Origin of the sequence: Shewanella sp., assembly GCF_013214165.1 — a bacterium.
Lineage (GTDB): Bacteria > Pseudomonadota > Gammaproteobacteria > Enterobacterales > Shewanellaceae > Shewanella.
On sequence record NZ_JABSSM010000084.1, the window covers coordinates 1 to 17,226 of the forward strand.

Consider the following 17,226-nt stretch of genomic DNA (forward strand, 5'->3'; position numbering starts at 1 on the left):
CAGAGAAAGATGATAAGTTAATGATGGCTTCTTACATGGGCGGCATGAGCATAGCCTATAGCCAGGTTGGTGCTTGTCATGCCGTATCTTACGGCTTAGGTTATGTGCTGGGTTATCATCACGGTATCGGTAACTGTATTGCCTTCGATGTACTGGAAGACTTCTACCCTCAAGGGGTTGCAGAATTCCGTACCATGATAGAGAAACATAACATCACTATCCCTAAAGGTATCTGTAAAGATCTTCCCGATGAGACTATCGCTAAGATGGTTAAGGTCGCTAAGAGCATGGGCCCGTTATGGGAAAATGTCTACGGTCCTCGCTGGGAAGAGAAGGTCACCGATGAGATGCTAACGGCACTCTATCGTCGCATGTAGCACATAGCACTATTGAGATGCTAACAGCACCCTTGGTGTCATCGCATCTAATAATACTGAGTACATGTTACTAATGAGGGCTCAATTGAGCCCTCATCTATTGAACTCGAATTGAAAAATGATAGGTAAATCCCATGAATGTTACCCTGTTAATCCCGGCACGCTATGGTTCGAGTCGTTTCCCAGGAAAACCACTCGCCCCGATTAACGGCAAGCCGATGATCCAGCATGTTGTTGAGCGGGCATCATTAGCCAAAGGGCTGACTTCTATTTATGTCGCCACCGACGATGTACGCATCAAGGACGCTGTTGAAGCCTTCGGTGGTCAAGTGATCATGACCAGCCCGGAAGCCGCCTCAGGTACAGACAGAATTGAAGATGCCATAACCCAGCTGGGTTTGAAAGATGATGACCTTATCGTCAACCTACAAGGCGATCAGCCTCTGATCGATCCTATCTCAATCGAACAGATCATCAGCCTGTTTAAACGTCATCCCGGTGAGTTCGGCATGGCCACTTTAGGCTTTGAGATCACCGAGAAGCATGAACTCGACGATCCTAAGCATGTGAAGATGGTGTTCGATAACGATTTTTACGCCCTGTATTTTTCCCGAGCTCGCATCCCCTTCGGCCGCGACACCAACGATTACCCTGTGTATAAGCATTTAGGCGTCTATGCCTACACCAGAAAGTTTGTCTCTACCTTTGCTAAACTTCCTTTAGGGCGCTTAGAAGATCTTGAGAAGCTCGAGCAACTCAGGGCACTGGAGCATGGCTATAAGATCAAGGTTGCCATCAGCGCCTTCGACTCTCCCGAGGTGGATACCCCGGAAGACATCCGCATCTGTGAAGCCAGACTCGCGGTAGATTAAATAAGCCAAAGCCCATCATCTGGGCTTTACTCCTTCGATAATATTGATTAAGGGTTGTAATGTCTGATCTTGAAACTTGGCTTATCATCATTATTGTCATTGGCGTGATAGCCAGTAATCTTGCTGTACTCAAATACAGTGCTAAATTCAAGATGACCCAGTTCGGTAAAAATACCAAGCCCGCTGCTAGCACCAAGCAGCCAGCCGACGCTAAGACAGAAACGACGCCATCGGATCAGAGTTCGACTGATGCAACCGATAAGACTGATAAAGTCGATAACGCTGACAAGCCCAATACTGATGATAAATCGGGCCCATCGACTTAGCCAACAACATCGGCAAACTCACTGATCCACAACTGGTGTCCACCGCCCCCTAAGTTCAGATAGCACTCGCTACCGCCTCTACCTGTTTGTCCTCTAACGGCTAAACTGGCGTTTCTACTCTGGCTCTGATCCTCATGCACTATACTCATTCGTGTCTGAGTAAATAATGAGACAGGGACATGAGGTTACTGGATTTAATAGGCAATACTCCGCTGCTGGATCTGAGTTTTCTCAGTGAAACACCCAATCGTATCAAGCTATTCGCCAAGGCCGAGTGGCTCAATCCTGGTGGCTCCCTCAAAGACAGGCCGGTCAAGGCCATGTTGTTACATGCCATAGGATCTGGCGAACTCACACCTGGAAAAATCATCCTCGACTCCAGCAGTGGCAATGCCGGTATCTCTTACAGCATGATAGGCGCTGCCCTGGGTTTTCCAGTCACCATCGTCATTCCCGGTAACGCCAGCAATGAACGCAAGCAACGTTTACTGGCCCATGGTGCGACGCTTATCCAGACCGATCCTTTAGAAGGTTACGATCAGGCCTTACGCCATGTACGCGACATTTATGCGCAGTCGAAGGACAAATATTTCTACTGCGATCAATACAGCAACCCATTCAATGTCCAGGCCCACTTTCACGGCACCGCTAACGAACTTCTGCATCAAAGTCCCGCGCCTATCACCCACTTCGTCTGTGGCGTCGGCACAGGAGGCTCCTTAACCGGGATAGCCAAACGCCTGAAACAAACCAATAGCAACATATGCATTGTCGGTGTTCGGCCCGAAATCTGGCCCGGCATCGAAGGCTTAAAGCCTCTGGGCGATCCTGCTGACATCATACCGGCCATCTTTGATGCCAGCCTAGTCGATGAGTGGATAGACATCAGCGCCGATGAAGCCAAGGAGATGTGCCTGAGAATGGCGAGTCATGGCTACTTTCTCGGTCAGTCTTCCGGCGCTTATCTGGCCGCGAGTGAGAAGTTAATGCAGCGCCTGATCGTGGGCGTCGTCAGCACATTATTGTGTGATGTAGGCGAGCGCTACATCAGCTCAGGTCTGTGGCGGCGATAGAGTCAGATTGAATGACTCCAAAATACACCTAGTTAACATTTATGACCCACCAGAGGAGCTTAGATGAGCATAGCAATAAGCAGACTGATCGAGGCCCAATTCTTAGCCCATGCCAAGACCTGTTACCCCTATGAGTGCTGTGGTTTCATCGCAGGCTCACAGGCAGATAGCGCCTTGTCTAAGGCGAGTTATTACCTCCCCTGTGATAATACTCTGACCGAGAAGACCCGCCGCTTCCTCATCGACCCACTGCAATATCAAAGCGCAGAAGACAGGGCCGATGAGGAGGGATTAGCCATCATCAGCATAGTGCATTCGCACCCGGATCATAGCCATGACCCTTCGGAGTTTGACCGCGCTCATGCCTGGCCCGGACTGAGTTACATCATCATCTCCATTCTAGAAGGTCGGGTAAACAGTTATCGCTCCTGGCAACTCAGGCAAGATCACAGCCAATTCGACGGAGAAGACATTCTAATGGAGGATGAATCATGCAGATGATATTGATAACACCTTCCCCCTGCACCGATTTACCGATAATCAGCTGGAGAAGACATTCTAATGGACAAGACGTACTAATGGAGGATAAATCATGAAGATGATAATGAAGATCCCTTCCCCCCTGCGCCGATTTACCGACAATCAGAAGCAGATAGAACTCGATGCTCTAACGGTTAAAGACGCGCTCACTGCACTGTTTAAGCGTTATCCGGATATTAAGCCTCAGATCATGGATGACACTGGCGAGTTACGAAATTTTGTTAATCTATATCACAACAAGGTCGATATACGTCAGCAAGCAGGTATGGACACTAGATTACAAGCGGGCAGTGAAGTAAGAATTGTCCCGGCCATCGCCGGAGGCAGCGCCCTGAATACCAGTCTGTCGGCCGATGAGCTCAGTCGCTATAGTCGACATATCCTCTTAGATGAAATAGGCATATCAGGGCAAGAAGCCCTGCAGAGGGCCAGCATACTGATCATAGGTGCTGGCGGCCTGGGATGCCCATTAGCCCTCTATCTAGCCGCCGCCGGAGTGGGTCATCTGGGTCTGGTGGACGATGATGTCGTCGATGAATCAAACCTGCAGAGACAAGTGCTGTTCACCGTCGATGACATAGGACTGGCTAAAGTCGATTGCGCTAAGCGGCGTCTCGAGCGTCTCAACCCAAACATTAATATCAGCGGCTATCGTCAACGCCTCACTGCAGACAATGCACTCGAAATCTTAGCAAACTACGACATAATCATCGATGGCACCGACAATTTCCCTACCCGCTATCTAGTCAATGATGCCTGCGTCTTACTCAATAAACCTAACATCTACGGCAGCATTTTTCGCTTCGACGGTCAGGCCAGTGTATTCAATTTTCAAGCCGGCCCCTGTTATCGCTGCCTTTACCCTAGTCCACCTCCTCCAGGTCTGGTGCCCTCCTGCGCCGAAGGTGGGGTCCTCGGCGTATTACCCGCTATCATAGCGTCTATCCAGGCCACCGAAGCCATCAAGATGATCACCCATATCGGCACACCACTCTCCGGCCGCCTGCTTTTATACGATGCCTTGGCTCTGGATTTTGAATTTCTTGCCATAGAAAAAAATCCTGACTGCCCCATCTGCGGCGAGCACCCATCCATGACTAAGCTCATCGACTATCAGGCATTTTGTGGCCTGAATCAAGGCAGTGCGGCTAAGTCCTATAAAGAGATAGAAGCCAAGGCGCTCAAGGCTTGGATGGATACAGATAACCGGGTGATTCTTATCGACGTCAGGGAGCCCTTCGAGCGGGCAATATGCATGATAGCGGGCAGTCAATTTATGCCTATGCAAGAGTTCGATGCTCTTCTGGCTGAACTGGACCCGAGCCGTGAGCTGGTTTTTCACTGCAAATTGGGTGGCCGCTCGGCTAAGGTATGTGCCAAGCTGAGTGAGCTAGGTTTTAGCAAGGTGACTAACCTCAAGGGAGGCATCTTGGCCTGGATAGATGACGTAGACTCCAGTCTGACCCGCTATTGACGGCGGACTCATACCAGAAAGGCTACCGTTAGCCGCAGTCCCACAGAGAAACTTGCAGGACTAAAGAAATATGTTAACTGAGTTTGTGATTGTGAGACGCACCAAGTTTTAGCCACTGATAAGGGAGAGGTAAAATGGCAGAGAAACCCAGCGGCCAGCCTGATAAAAATAAAAAAAACCAGTCAGTTAACTGACTGGCTTAGCACGCTTAATTAGCTAAGATAACTCGCTGAACTTACTTTTCTAGCTCGATCTCCAATGCCCGCGCCACAGTCTCGGGTGAACTCGTATTGCGGGCAAACAGAGAGTAGGCCACGGGGATCACCAGCAAGGTGAACAAGGTAGCAACTAGGATCCCCGATAACACCACCACACCTATGACAAATCGCGTCTCGGCGCCTGCACCTTGAGCCAAAACCAGAGGGATCGCGCCAGCAGCTGTGGTGATCCCCGTCATCAGTATCGGTCTGAGTCGCTGGGAGGCGGCCTGGATAATGGCCTGTTCAAACTCAAGTCCCCTGTCTCTGAGCTGGTTAGCAAACTCGACGATCAAGATGCCATTCTTGGCCGCCAGCCCCACCAACATGATGATGCCTATCTGGCTGTAGATGTTGAGGCTCTGATCGGTTAAATAGAGTCCAATCAGCGCGCCTAGCGTCGCCAGAGGCACAGTGAGCATGATCACCATCGGATGAATAAAGCTCTCGAACTGCGCCGCCAATACCAGGAACACTATGCCTAAAGCCAACGCAAACACGAAGTACATAGAGCTGCCCGAATTTTGATAATCCAATGACTGGCCCTTATAGCTGATGACCGCCTCGGCGGGCAGATACGTAGCGGAGAGCTCATTGAGGTAATCCAGCGCCTCACCCAGACTATACCCCTCGGCAAGGTTTGCCTCTATGGTGATAGCCCGCATACGATTATAACGATTAAGCCTGCTGGCATCGGCAAACTCTTCGACACTCACCAGATTCGACAAGGGGATCAAGGCCTGACTCCTGTCCGAGCGAACATAAATGTTCTCCAGATCTCTGGCGGTATTTTGATTTTCTCGATTGCCCTCTATGATGACGTCATATTCCTTGCCCTCGCGCATAAAGGTCGTCACTAGGCGTGAGCCCAGCATAGACTCTAATGTTCTGCCGATGTGAGAGATGGAAACACCAAGATCTGCCGCCCTGTCTTTATCTATGATCACCCTAAGTTGAGGCTTAGTCTCTTTATAGTCATGATCTAAACCCACCAGATTCGGATTTTCTTTGGCTTTCTCCAGGATGATATCCCGCCATCTGGCCAATTCTTCATAGCTGGGACCACCAAGCACAAACTGCACAGGTTTACCTACACCACGGCCAAAAGCTTGCCTCATCACAGGAAAGGCTCTGATCCCAGCAAGATCGGACAATCGCCCACGTATGTCTGTGGTTATATCAGCTGCGCTTCTACGCACCGCCCAATCTTCCAATACTATGATGGCCATGCCGTTCGAGAAGTCGGCACTGCTGCCAAAACTTCTCGGCGCCCTGATTAAGAGTCGCTTGATATCACCGCTGTCTACTAGGGGCATCAGACGTGTTTCGATCTCGTCCATGTATGACTCGATATACTCGAAACTCGCACCTTGAGGACCATTGACGATAAGAAACATAGATCCCCTGTCCTCTCGCGGCGCAAACTCCTGGGGCACCAAGGTAAACAAGACCATGCTTGAGGCCAGTGCCACCACAATTAGCGAAGTCACAATCACAGGATGGGACATGGCCTTGGTCAGCAGCTGACGATACTTGTCTGAGACATAGCTCATACCGGCATCGACCTTGCGTACCAACCAAGGAGCGTCCCCTGCGGGTTTGAGCAATTTAGAACACATCATGGGACTCAGAGTCAGGGCCACCAGACTCGAGAAGATAACGGCGGCGCTCATGGCCACGGCAAACTCTTTAAATAATTTACCTATGTCACCTTCGAGGAACGTGATCGGCATAAAGACCGCCACGAGCACTAGAGTGGTGGCAACAACGGCAAACGCCACCTCTCGGGAGCCAAGATAGGCCGCCTTCAATGGCGAATCCCCCTCCTCTATTCGGCGGTGAATATTCTCCAGCACCACGATGGCGTCATCCACCACCATGCCGATGGCCAAAATCATTGCGAGCAAGGTCAGTAGATTGATGGTGTAGCCCAGGGCGTAGAGCACGATGAACGTCGCCATCAGGGACACGGGTACGGTCAGCGCCGGGATCAACATGGCGCGCACGCTTCCCAGGAACAGGTAGATGACTATGATAACCAGCAACATGGCGATAAACAGAGTCTGATACACCTCCTTCACCGACGCCTCGATAAACACCGAGCTGTCATAGGAGCGCTTTATCTCCATACCGGCGGGAAGAGTCGGGTTCAGTTCATCCACTAGGGCATTGGTCGCCCTCGATACATCTAAGGTGTTAGCCGTGGATTGCTTGGAGACCCCGAGGCCTATCATGGCCTCCCTGTTCCCCCTGAACATGATGCGCTCCTCTTCGGAGCCAATCTCAACCCGAGCCACATCGCCTAGCTTGATCAGATAACCGTCGTCACCCTCGCTCAGCACCAGGTTGGCAAAATCTTCCACTGTGCTAAAGCTACGCTCGACGCGCACGGTAAAATGCCGCTCTTTGGATTCCACCGAGCCCGCAGGTAACTCTACATTCTCAGATTTCAGCACTCTTTCTATGTCGGCCACGGTTAAATTTCGCGCGGCTAAGGCTTGCCTGTCGATCCAAATTCGCATGGCGTATACCTTGCCGCCACCGATACGAATATTCGCCACGCCATCGATAACGGATAATCGATCGGTCAGATAACGCCGGGCATAATCGGTGAGCTGCAGTGTGGTCATCTGATCTGAAACCAGGTTTAACCACATGATCACCTCATCACCGCCATTGGCTTTTTGTACCTCAGGCGGCTCAGCCTCTTCGGGTAAGTTGTTTAATAGGCCCGACACCCTGTCACGAATGTCATTGGCGGCAGCTTCGATGTCACGGTCAACATCGAATTCCAGAGTCACGGTAGAGCGTCCGTCACGACTCGAGGAGCTGATATGACGTATGCCTTCGACGCCACTGATCCTATCTTCCACCAGCTGAGTGATACGGCTTTCGACCACAGAGGCACTGGCTCCACGATAGTTGGTCTGTATCGACACCACAGGCGGATCGATATTGGGGTATTCTCTCAAGGGTAACTTGTCGAACGCCACTAGGCCAAAAGCGATAAGCAATATGCTGATCACCGCAGCAAAGACAGGACGCTTCACAGAAAGATCGGTTAACATCATGCGGTTGGCCCAACCTTAGCTTCTTTAAGAAAACTAAAACGCTCACTGAATTGAACCTTTACCTTGTCGCCGGGCCTGACCTTCAAGATCCCGCGAATAACCACCTGCTCATCTAACTCGACCCCTTGGAGCACTTCGACCCAACCACGCTTACGTAAACCTAAGGTCACCTGGCGGCGAACGATGACATTTTCATCGTTGACCAGATAGACATAATGCCGGTCCTGAATGGGGATGATCGCCGACTCTGGCAAAATAAGCGCTTCACGACTCTGCTGTATCAAGATGACTTTCATCAACATACCCGGCATCAAGCGATGGTCTGGATTGGGAAGCTCGGCCCTAACGATAACGGCTCGGGTGATCGGGTTTATCCGGCTGTCGATAGAGATCACCTTACCCGTGAGTAGTTCACCCGGGAATGCTACCGCACTGGCTTCGACCGTTTTACCTATGGCAAGAGAACGTAAGAAGCGCTCTGGTACAGAGAAATCCAACTTGATCACAGAAATATCATCTAAGGTGGTGATCACAGTTCCCGGGGTCAATAGGCTGCCTACGCTGACTTGACGTAGGCCTAATCGACCATCGAAAGGCGCTAATATCTTCCTGTCAGCGAGGGCGGCTTCAGCTTGCTCCAATTCCGCCTTGGCGGTATCGATCAGGGTCTGTAATCTGTCACGTTCGAGCTCGGCTATGGTCTGACTGGTGACCAGTGAGCGTATCCTGTCCAGTTCACGGATATGATCATTGACACGCACCTTGGCGACTTTCACCCGGGCTCTTTGCTCTCTGTCCTGAAGTTGAACCAGCAAACGGCCTTTTTTAACGATATCACCGTCTTCGAAGTTGATCTTGACAGCCACCTCGGTCACTTTCGGAGTGACGGTTATCGATTCATTGGCCTTACTGGTCCCCAATGCTTCTACTTCGTCGCGAATAGGCTCAATTGTCGCCTTAGCCACCACCACGTTGGCCATGGGCCTCTGTTTCTTGGCCACAGAAATGCTCTCTGGCGCAACTTGTTGATAGATAAACCAAGCAAGAGGCAAGAGTATTAACAATGTTATTATTTTTTTCATCAAGTTCCCGAAATACTACTTCTTTTATACTGCTAGTTTACCCTTAGCTCATAGTGCTTCAAGCGGTTTTACCTTTGCTTACAATTGATGCAGGGAGTTAACAACAGAGAATAGTTCGAGTCTTGTCTGATTTCTGTAGAAATTAATGCTTTCACTAGGTTGAGAATAATGGCAAGTGAGGGAGAGATACGATACCGGAGTAGCATCTTGATGTGATACGTCATAATAAAGTCAAAAACAAGGCAATAAAAAAGGAGGCTAGACGCCTCCTTTATTGCAATGGTCAACGAAAGAGATTAACGGATCTTACGATCTTCCTGCATCAATTCAGAGAAACCATCATAAACGGCTTCAACAATCTCATTCGTTAATGGCTTGTCCGATGAATCACGCAGATAGATGCGAGTCTTATCTGCATTGGTATCATCTTCGAGTATCATGCGGTAGGAACCTTCTTTAACGGGTAGCTCCTTCTCATTCCAGAGCGAACTCCAAAAGCCTGAATCATCGTTAACATTGATAAAGTAAAGACCCTTGTTACTGTCCATATCGACAATTTCGAAGCCCATCTCAGGCAAGACGATACGCAATCGTTCCCAAGTTCGTTTGTACGGTGCTTCTGCTAACCAGTATGAAGCAACAACATCTTCACCCTCGACCTCAGTGCCTTTCACTATATTCACGTCAATACCGAGACTGTCCCGCAGACGCTTGGCCTTGATCGCTTGATTACGTTTGATACTCATATACGCAACGGCATTGTTCAGCATATCGATAGTGTATCTTCGCTTATCTTCGCCACTCAAGATGATGTCTTGTTCTTTACCATCGTAGCTCTCTTCATGATCGATAAGATTGATCATCAAGTTACCACTACGGCCATGTGGACGAACATCGATATGAAATTCATAACGTTGACGCAGGGTATAGATCTCATCTGTACCCCAGAAATTAGAATCGATCACTTCATTATTTTCGATCCAATCGGTTTCAATCACACCTTTGTCAAAATCTTCGTTAAGAATAACGATAGATTTACTCGCTAAATAATTTTTGATCACATCGAACAATTCATTCTTCAGTTCGATATCAGTGTCGATAGACTCTACAACAATTTTAATATTGTCATCGCCTTCCTCGACATGGGTCCCCTCGGCCATAGGTAAAACCTGAAGAGGTGGGCGAATATCCAGCTGCCTACCCACCAGGCTCGCGTTAGCTTTGCTACCCGGCTTAGGAATATCGTACTCTTTACTGTATACCGGCGTATTAAGGCCTGCAGGTATAATTAAAGCCGATTCAACCAGTACGTTGGTATACTCATCACCGCCATTAGCCTGCCTTCTATCGACAGGAGAGCTACACGCGGTAACTGCGGCAATAAGTACTAAAGGAGTCACTTGCTTTAACATTTATTATTTAACCTCAATTCGGGCATTTTTCATTGCATCTAACAACAGACCATGGAACTCGGTAGAAAGTTCCGTCAAGGGTAATCTAATATCACCTTGACTGATCAAGCCCATCTTATGGGCGGCCCACTTCACTGGTATTGGGTTTGCTTCGCAAAATAGCGCACTGAATAGACCTTTTATCTGATCTTCAGCAGCGATAGCGGCCTGAGTGTCACCGGCTAATGCGGCGTCACACATCAATTTAAACAGCTTTGGCACTATGTTGTTGGCGACGGAGATGACACCATCACCACCTAAGGTCAAAAACTCTCTCGCGGTGGCGTCGTCACCACTATAAAGCATGAACTCATTACCGCAGAGCTCACGTAATTGTTTCACCCGTGCAACATCACCCGTGGCGTCTTTAACCCCTATGATATTGGGAACTTCGACCAGCTGCGCTATGGTCTCAGGCAACATGTCAACGGCCGTACGGCCAGGAACATTATAAAGAATTTGTGGAATATCCGTACTGGCAGCGACGGCCGTATAATGGGCGATCAACCCCTTAGGGCTTGGCTTATTGTAATAAGGCGTAACACCTAACATGGCCACGACACCAAGTTTGTTTTGCGCCTTGGTCAGTTCTATCGCTTCTGCCGTTGCATTGGCGCCATTGCCGCCTATAACAGGAATACGACCCGATGCAAATTTTACCGTTTGCCCTACGACTTCAACATGTTCCGCCATAGGAAGTGTGGCTGACTCACCTGTGGTGCCTACGGCAACAATGGCATCTGTGCCTGCTGTAATATGGTACTCAACTAACTTTTCAAGACTGGTATAATCTACTGTGCCATCACTATTTAGTGGTGTGATTAAGGCTACGATGCTTCCGTTTAACATGCGACTTCCCCAAGATTCAGGACTGGCTATGTTACTGATGCTGTCCATTAAAAACAAGCATTTCAACGATTGAATCGCGTTAAGCATTTTTCACAGTGCAGTATATGTAATCGACGTTTAGATTTATATGACGGGGATCTCATCTCCACCATCTTGTGGTAGCATTAGTCTCCATAGAGAAATGCATCTAGAAATGGCGCATTTATGTACAGAACTTGCTATAACTAAAGGAAAATTCATGTCCAATCATCTTGTCATTACTGCTATGGGCTCAGATCGCCCTGGAATTGTCAGTAAATTTGCAAGACTTGCAAGTGAATGTGACTGTGACATCGTTGACAGTCGAATGGCCTTATTTGGCAATGAATTCACCTTAATCATGATGCTGTCAGGCTCCTGGGCCTCGATAACTAAGATGGAAACCCAACTCCCCGCCTTAAGCGTTGAGCTTGAGTTGATGACGGTGATGAAACGCACCTCTAAGCACACGGCACAAAACTATATTTCGCGTCTGCAAGTCACCTTTACCGGACAAGATCAGCGCGGCACCATGAAGAAAATCACTCAGTTCCTTGCCGAACGCTCCTTGGATCTTGCCGCGGTGAGGTCCCATGCAGAGGAAGACGCTCAGGGGAATCCTAGTCAACATGTTTTCCTCACGATCAATGTCCCGGAGAAAGTCGAACTGGATAAGTTAGAATCCAGCATCAATGAACTGGCTGCAGAGATGTCATTAGACTGTATCATCGAGCGTATGCAGGGCATCGTGAGTAACTAGGAGTTTTAAATGAATACCTTAACTGCAGGCGATAATGCCCCACAGTTCGAGCTTAAAAACCAAAATGACGAGCTCATCTCTCTGAAAGACTGTTTGAATAACGGTCCTGTTCTGGTCTATTTCTACCCCAAGGCCTCCACACCAGGCTGTACCGTTCAAGCTTGCGGCCTTAGAGATAGCATGCAAGTACTCAATGACTTGAACGTCACTGTGTTAGGCATCAGCCCAGACCCTGTCCCTAAACTGGCACGATTTGCACAAAAGCAAGAACTCAACTTCTCTCTTCTCAGTGATGAGGACCATGCCATCGCCGATGCGTTCGGTGTCTGGGGTGAGAAGAAATTTATGGGTAAGATCTATGACGGCATCCATAGATTGAGCTTCTTAGTCGCGCAAGATGGTAAAATCACTCACCTGTTTAACAAGTTTAAGACCAAAGATCACCATGAAGTCGTGCTTAACCATCTTAAGCAAGACTGAACAGAAAGCTAACTCAACATAAAGCCCGCTCATCGCGGGCTTTTTTGTGCTTATAAAACACATAAACAAAAAGTGCTAGAGAGAAATCTAAGCGAAATGTAAGTTAAAGGGGTCGGAACGAATAAGGTAAAATAGCCTCAAGTTTCATTCTAAACTAACTCGTTTGGGGGAAATCGACCGTGTCAGCGTAGACTAGCTGACATGCCTATGGACAGAGATGAGTTTACTTGTCTGATAACAAGTTACTTAAATATCCATTTAATTGGATTCATTTGGCTGGTTTGGTATTTGGTTAGCTTCATGAATACCATAGCTTCATTCTAATCTATAGCCTGCGGCGGTGCCGTGCAGGGTCTTGTATGTTCCAGACATACATAAGACATTTCCTATCTCCCTATAGGTCAGATTCACCAATGTCGTGCTCACATGGTCAGAGATGCTCCCTACATCTCAAGACATTTCCCATCTGACCCACAAGGTCTTAAGCGTTCCAGACGCTTTTAAGACATTTCCCATATCCCTATGGGTCAGCGTGGGGAATGCCTGAGTGATATCTGGAGTATCACAGGCCCTATGGGTCAGATGTGAATGAACGACCCTAACATGTAAACACTTCTACGAGGCGCCGGCTGTTGATTTCATCAGAGTCATCCCTGTGGGCTCTGCCAAAACATCTGACCTACATGGATAGTAGGAAATGCCGAAAAATGTAGGGAACATTTCCGGCCCTGTTTAACGGCCAGTTCGATAAAATATGTCCCTATAAAAAGGCCAGTTCAGCATCCATGCTTCTCGTTCATAGGCTCATGGCTTTACCATATTCACCATGCTTCTCGTTCATGAGCTTATGGCTATGTCATATTCACCCAGCCTCTCGTTCGGAGAGTATCACTTCGTGATACCTCACCTTGTTTCGGAAGCTCGCAGCCGCGTTCACACCCTGTTCTGGTTCCGAGAAAGTCATCTCTTCGATTCGGCTTTTATCGACCAGCCTTTTAATGTAGGAGCGGCTTCAGCCGCGAAGACCTTTCTAAGGTGATGGATGGAGTGCATTGCTGCATGCTTTACCTTTACACCATTGTCCACAGTTATGCTGCTGTTTGAAAGCACACATAGCATCCCAACGACCACTAATACCACTATATTGGCGGCGAAACTCTTTCGCTGAGGTGATCCAGACATCGGGTGCAATGCCAAGTTTATTGAGTAATTTAGGTTGGCTTGAGTCAATAAACCCTTTTTTATCAGGCCTAATAGCTCTACCAGTCCAATCGATAAGTTGTAGGTAATCACAGAAATGAAATGGAATGCTTGATTGAGTCGCTAGATGGGTAGCGCCATCGAATTGGGCAAGTGGTTTGAGTGGTTTGAGTGGCTCACTCGAGGTTGATGCTGATTTATCATCATGTGCTTTAGTATTTTTATCAGAGGTACTTAGCTCGGTAATACGCTCCTGAATAGACGTATAATCAGATGCTTGGAGTGTGTTAGCAATCCCAGCCCTGATAGGATTTAAATCCACATACATCATGCACGCTAGCAGAGCTTGTTCATCGAGTAAGGCTTGGCTCTTAAAACGACCCTCCCAGAAAGCGCCTTTACATCCATCCTCACGATTGGCCCGACGCGCTATTTCTTCATTGAGGCACCTCAACTCTTCATTAAATCAAGTGCACGAGATACTGGATAAACGTTCATGCCACTCAGCCAATAGACCATCAAGCAGTAACCGCTCACCCTCGATTAAGGCATCGCCATTCATGTATTTAGTCGCTACGTCATGTCCTTTAGTCACCTTACACCAAAGGTCAATTTTTAGCACTAGATGATAGTGATTGTTCATCACCGCATAGGCACAGACATCGATACAAAAAATAGCAGACAGAGCCTTAACCTTAGATTCCAAGGGGAGCCGACAATCCAGCCGCGTCTATGTTCGAAACTCTTACCTGTCAGTTTATCTTCACCGCAGAGGAAAGCCCTTCTAACACAACGATTTATAATGTGGTAAAACAGAGTCGATTCTGGGTCGATTAAGGTGCGTCGAACTGAGGTCATAATCGTTATCCTGAACAAACTGAGTTGAGGTAACTTAAAGGTTAGTAGAGGATGATCTAAAGCACAAAAGATATGGCTGTCCCGTCTTTTTGTCTTTTTTTAACTATTCTTACACTTAATTGTTGCCCGTTACTCATTTCACATCCCTATTCTAATATTAGCGCTCACGCGCCCCTTCACTCACACCACGCATTAATGGTGCTAATAAAAACTCCATTAATCGCCTAGAAAAGATATGCCTGTCCCATCTTTTGATTAATCGCCTAGAAAAGATATGCCTGTCCCATCTTTTGCCTGTCCCATCTTTTGTTTAAGAAGCAAAAGCGCAGCATGCGCCAGCAACACACCGCGGGCGATAAACTCTTCATCGATTACTGCGGCCCAACCGTTCCCATCGTTAATCCGGATACGGGTGAAGTGAGAACGGCGCAGATCTTCGTGGCGACACTTGGGGCATCTAATTACACCTATGTGGAGGCCAGCAGAAGCCAGAATCTTGAAAGCTGGTTGCAGGCTCACGTTAATGCCTTCGAGTTCTTCGGTGGCGTGCCGCACTTGCTCGTGCCAGATAATCTCAGATCTGCTGTTACCAAACACTGTCGCTATGAACCGACCTTGAACGATAGTTATCGTAAGCTCGCCAATCATTACTGCACGGCGGTAATGCCTGCAAGACCTTATAAACCCAAGGATAAAGCTAAAGCTGAAAATGCAGTGTTAATCGTCGAGCGCTGGATCTTAATGCGCCTACGGCATCAGGTGTTTCATACCTATGCAGAGTTGAATATCGTCATCCGTAAGTTGATGCATGAGCTTAATCAGCGTGAGATGCGACAGATAGGAGCGAGCCGTCAGGCCCTATTTGAGATGTTAGATAAACCTGCGCTAAAGCCATTACCGCTGCAACCCTATCTTTATACCGAAACCAAACGCGCCAAGGTCGGCCCTGACTATCACATCCAATATAAGAAGCATTATTACTCAGTGCCGCACCAACTGGTTGGTGAGCATGTCGAGCTGGAAGCGTCCTTAAGACTGGTCAAGATCTACCATCAAGGCAACCTGGTCGCACAACATCCTTGTAGCACCAAAGAACACGGCCAAAGCACTATAGACATGCATATGCCAAGCAATCATCAGCATCAGAAATGGTTACCACAGCGACTGCTTAGCTGGGGTAAAAGCATCGGTCCAGCTACCCGAGAAGTCGTCAATGCCCAGCTGCAAAGCAAGGCACATCCAGAGCAGGCTTACCGCAGCTGCTTAGGATTACTCAGTCTAAGCAGGCAGCACGGCGACAATCGCCTAGAGCAAGCATGTAAAGATGCGGTACTGGTCGACAAGCCCTATCTAAAGTTCATCAAAAACCTGCTCAGTAACCATCGCGAAGGAAGACTCTCGAGCGATAGCACCAGCACGCCCAATATCGAGCACAGCAACGTTCGTGGCCCCGGCAGCTATCACTAGGAGAAAGGTTAATGGATCATCTTAATGAACAACTCAAAGCATTACGTTTAGGCCATGCCGCGCAAGCTTTGGATCAACAACGAGAACAGCTCTCAACCTTCGCAGAATTGAGCTTCGAGGAAAGGTTAGGCTTGCTGCTGGAATGCGAACTGTTAAATCGAGATCAAACCAAGATCCAACGTCTGAAGCGACAAGCTAAGCTGCGGCTCAGCGCGCAAGCTAGCCAACTGATTTATAAGGAAGGGCGCGGCCTGATGCGGTCTAAAATGAGTGAGCTGCTAACAGGTAGATACTTGCACAAACATCAAAACATCCTAATTACCGGGCCAACGGGAGCCGGAAAGACTTATGTCGCTTGTGCTATCGCAGAGCAAGCCTGCGAGCGACAGTACACCGTCAGATACTATCGCCTAAGCCGGCTCTTGGATGACTTAAACTCAGGAAAGTTAGACGGTAGTTATCAGAAACAGCTGCTGGCGCTATCGAAGAAAGCACTGCTGATAATCGATGACTGGGGTATGGAGAAACTGAACCAGGAGCAATCAAGTCATTTACTGGAAGTGCTAGAGGATAGATATCAAGAAAGCAGCACCATAGTGATCAGCCAACTGCCAGTAAAAGAGTGGTACAACATGATCAGTAACGCCACGATCGCCGATGCGTTATTAGATCGCTTAATCCACAACGGCCACCGAATAGAACTGGGTGGTGAATCAATGAGAAAACTGGCGCAATCCGATCACTTAGGGTAAAAATAGAGGTGAGAGAAAAAAGATGATTTAGGTGATCGGATTAAACCGAAATGAGTGATCGCAATCGCCGGAATACGCAGTGTTAGTAAATCACATGGCAGGTACAATATAAATGTCGCTAAATCAGGTTGTTACGGTGTATCCGTTCTAGTGGCATTATTGAGACTTGAGAGAGGGAGCCACCTTGTTTTAATGATGGGTGATGGGATGGACGCTCCCTAATTCGGCGTCAATGCGCCAAACTGATATTGAATATGCAGTTACATCAAGGAGCGTCCACCATGAAAGTTACCACTATTGCTATCGATCTTGCAAAGAA

General features: G+C 48.2%; 13 protein-coding genes and 3 pseudogenes. 10 read left to right on the top strand and 6 right to left on the bottom strand.

Annotated elements, in window-relative coordinates:
* The 3 genes and pseudogenes from kdnB to HRU42_RS17660 form a co-directional block, all read left to right on the top strand.
* Nucleotides 1–377 (top strand): annotated as a pseudogene (kdnB, locus tag HRU42_RS17650) (3-deoxy-alpha-D-manno-octulosonate 8-oxidase KdnB); the annotation flags it as partial.
* A 134-nt stretch (nt 378–511) separates the two neighbouring features.
* Nucleotides 512–1,249, top strand: coding sequence for an 8-amino-3,8-dideoxy-manno-octulosonate cytidylyltransferase KdsB (gene kdsB, locus HRU42_RS17655; RefSeq protein WP_295032979.1), 738 nt, complete (start codon nt 512–514; stop codon nt 1,247–1,249).
* A 59-nt stretch (nt 1,250–1,308) separates the two neighbouring features.
* A complete protein-coding gene (locus tag HRU42_RS17660; RefSeq protein ID WP_295032980.1) occupies nt 1,309–1,575 on the top strand; it encodes a DUF2897 family protein in 267 nt (88 codons plus the stop codon).
* Here HRU42_RS17660 and HRU42_RS17665 read toward each other — a convergent pair.
* The gene (locus HRU42_RS17665; RefSeq protein WP_295032981.1) at nt 1,572–1,724 is read right to left on the bottom strand and encodes a hypothetical protein; all 153 of its coding nucleotides are present in this window, start codon (nt 1,722–1,724) and stop codon (nt 1,572–1,574) included. The genes HRU42_RS17660 and HRU42_RS17665 overlap by 4 nt on opposite strands.
* A gap of 30 nt (nt 1,725–1,754) precedes the next feature.
* Between HRU42_RS17665 and HRU42_RS17670 the strand changes: the two genes are divergently transcribed.
* The 3 genes from HRU42_RS17670 to moeB all read left to right on the top strand — a co-directional run bounded on the left by HRU42_RS17670 (nt 1,755) and on the right by moeB (nt 4,662).
* Nucleotides 1,755–2,648, top strand: coding sequence for a PLP-dependent cysteine synthase family protein (locus tag HRU42_RS17670; RefSeq protein WP_295032983.1), 894 nt, complete (start codon nt 1,755–1,757; stop codon nt 2,646–2,648).
* A 63-nt stretch (nt 2,649–2,711) separates the two neighbouring features.
* A complete protein-coding gene (locus HRU42_RS17675) occupies nt 2,712–3,149 on the top strand; it encodes a M67 family metallopeptidase (protein ID WP_295032985.1) in 438 nt (145 codons plus the stop codon).
* A gap of 91 nt (nt 3,150–3,240) precedes the next feature.
* The gene (gene moeB / locus HRU42_RS17680; protein ID WP_295032987.1) at nt 3,241–4,662 is read left to right on the top strand and encodes a molybdopterin-synthase adenylyltransferase MoeB; all 1,422 of its coding nucleotides are present in this window, start codon (nt 3,241–3,243) and stop codon (nt 4,660–4,662) included.
* A 235-nt stretch (nt 4,663–4,897) separates the two neighbouring features.
* Here moeB and HRU42_RS17685 read toward each other — a convergent pair whose 3' ends face one another.
* From HRU42_RS17685 to dapA, 4 genes are all read right to left on the bottom strand, one after another.
* Entirely contained in the window at nt 4,898–7,990 is a 3,093-nt protein-coding gene (locus tag HRU42_RS17685) for an efflux RND transporter permease subunit (protein ID WP_295032989.1), read from the bottom strand.
* Nucleotides 7,987–9,072, bottom strand: a complete 1,086-nt coding sequence (locus HRU42_RS17690) for an efflux RND transporter periplasmic adaptor subunit (RefSeq protein ID WP_295032991.1) — start codon at nt 9,070–9,072, stop codon at nt 7,987–7,989. Before HRU42_RS17690 ends, HRU42_RS17685 begins: the two co-directional genes overlap by 4 nt.
* A gap of 296 nt (nt 9,073–9,368) precedes the next feature.
* On the bottom strand, nt 9,369–10,484 hold the full coding sequence (gene bamC / locus HRU42_RS17695) for an outer membrane protein assembly factor BamC (protein WP_295032992.1): 1,116 nt from the start codon (nt 10,482–10,484) through the stop codon (nt 9,369–9,371).
* A gap of 3 nt (nt 10,485–10,487) precedes the next feature.
* Entirely contained in the window at nt 10,488–11,372 is an 885-nt protein-coding gene (dapA, locus tag HRU42_RS17700) for a 4-hydroxy-tetrahydrodipicolinate synthase (protein ID WP_295032994.1), read from the bottom strand.
* Nucleotides 11,373–11,610: 238 nt separating this feature from the next.
* On the opposite strand from dapA, the gene HRU42_RS17705 reads away from it, so the two are divergent.
* Both HRU42_RS17705 and bcp read left to right on the top strand, forming a co-directional pair.
* Nucleotides 11,611–12,150 (top strand): ACT domain-containing protein, encoded by a 540-nt coding sequence (locus HRU42_RS17705; protein WP_295032996.1) that lies wholly within the window; start codon nt 11,611–11,613, stop codon nt 12,148–12,150.
* A gap of 9 nt (nt 12,151–12,159) precedes the next feature.
* Nucleotides 12,160–12,630, top strand: a complete 471-nt coding sequence (gene bcp, locus HRU42_RS17710; protein WP_295032997.1) for a thioredoxin-dependent thiol peroxidase — start codon at nt 12,160–12,162, stop codon at nt 12,628–12,630.
* 1,030 nt (nt 12,631–13,660) lie between these two features.
* Here bcp and HRU42_RS17715 read toward each other — a convergent pair.
* A pseudogene (locus HRU42_RS17715) lies at nt 13,661–14,688 on the bottom strand (transposase).
* Between the two features lie 309 nt (nt 14,689–14,997).
* Here HRU42_RS17715 and istA point away from each other — a divergent pair.
* Both istA and istB read left to right on the top strand, forming a co-directional pair.
* A pseudogene (gene istA, locus HRU42_RS17720) lies at nt 14,998–16,155 on the top strand (IS21 family transposase); the annotation flags it as partial.
* An 11-nt stretch (nt 16,156–16,166) separates the two neighbouring features.
* Entirely contained in the window at nt 16,167–16,907 is a 741-nt protein-coding gene (istB, locus tag HRU42_RS17725; RefSeq protein ID WP_295032998.1) for an IS21-like element helper ATPase IstB, read from the top strand.
* Nucleotides 16,908–17,226 lie beyond the last annotated feature (319 nt).

Excerpts from the sequence above, each read along its gene's own strand:
- kdsB (WP_295032979.1), top strand. The coding sequence starts at position 512 with ATGAATGTTACCCTGTTAATCCCGGCACGCTATGGTTCGAGTCGTTTC.
- HRU42_RS17660 (WP_295032980.1), top strand. The coding sequence starts at position 1,309 with ATGTCTGATCTTGAAACTTGGCTTATCATCATTATTGTCATTGGCGTG.
- HRU42_RS17665 (WP_295032981.1), bottom strand. The coding sequence starts at position 1,724 with ATGAGTATAGTGCATGAGGATCAGAGCCAGAGTAGAAACGCCAGTTTA.
- HRU42_RS17670 (WP_295032983.1), top strand. The coding sequence starts at position 1,755 with ATGAGGTTACTGGATTTAATAGGCAATACTCCGCTGCTGGATCTGAGT.
- HRU42_RS17675 (WP_295032985.1), top strand. The coding sequence starts at position 2,712 with ATGAGCATAGCAATAAGCAGACTGATCGAGGCCCAATTCTTAGCCCAT.
- moeB (WP_295032987.1), top strand. The coding sequence starts at position 3,241 with ATGAAGATGATAATGAAGATCCCTTCCCCCCTGCGCCGATTTACCGAC.
- HRU42_RS17685 (WP_295032989.1), bottom strand. The coding sequence starts at position 7,990 with ATGATGTTAACCGATCTTTCTGTGAAGCGTCCTGTCTTTGCTGCGGTG.
- HRU42_RS17690 (WP_295032991.1), bottom strand. The coding sequence starts at position 9,072 with ATGAAAAAAATAATAACATTGTTAATACTCTTGCCTCTTGCTTGGTTT.
- bamC (WP_295032992.1), bottom strand. The coding sequence starts at position 10,484 with ATGTTAAAGCAAGTGACTCCTTTAGTACTTATTGCCGCAGTTACCGCG.
- dapA (WP_295032994.1), bottom strand. The coding sequence starts at position 11,372 with ATGTTAAACGGAAGCATCGTAGCCTTAATCACACCACTAAATAGTGAT.
- HRU42_RS17705 (WP_295032996.1), top strand. The coding sequence starts at position 11,611 with ATGTCCAATCATCTTGTCATTACTGCTATGGGCTCAGATCGCCCTGGA.
- bcp (WP_295032997.1), top strand. The coding sequence starts at position 12,160 with ATGAATACCTTAACTGCAGGCGATAATGCCCCACAGTTCGAGCTTAAA.
- istB (WP_295032998.1), top strand. The coding sequence starts at position 16,167 with ATGGATCATCTTAATGAACAACTCAAAGCATTACGTTTAGGCCATGCC.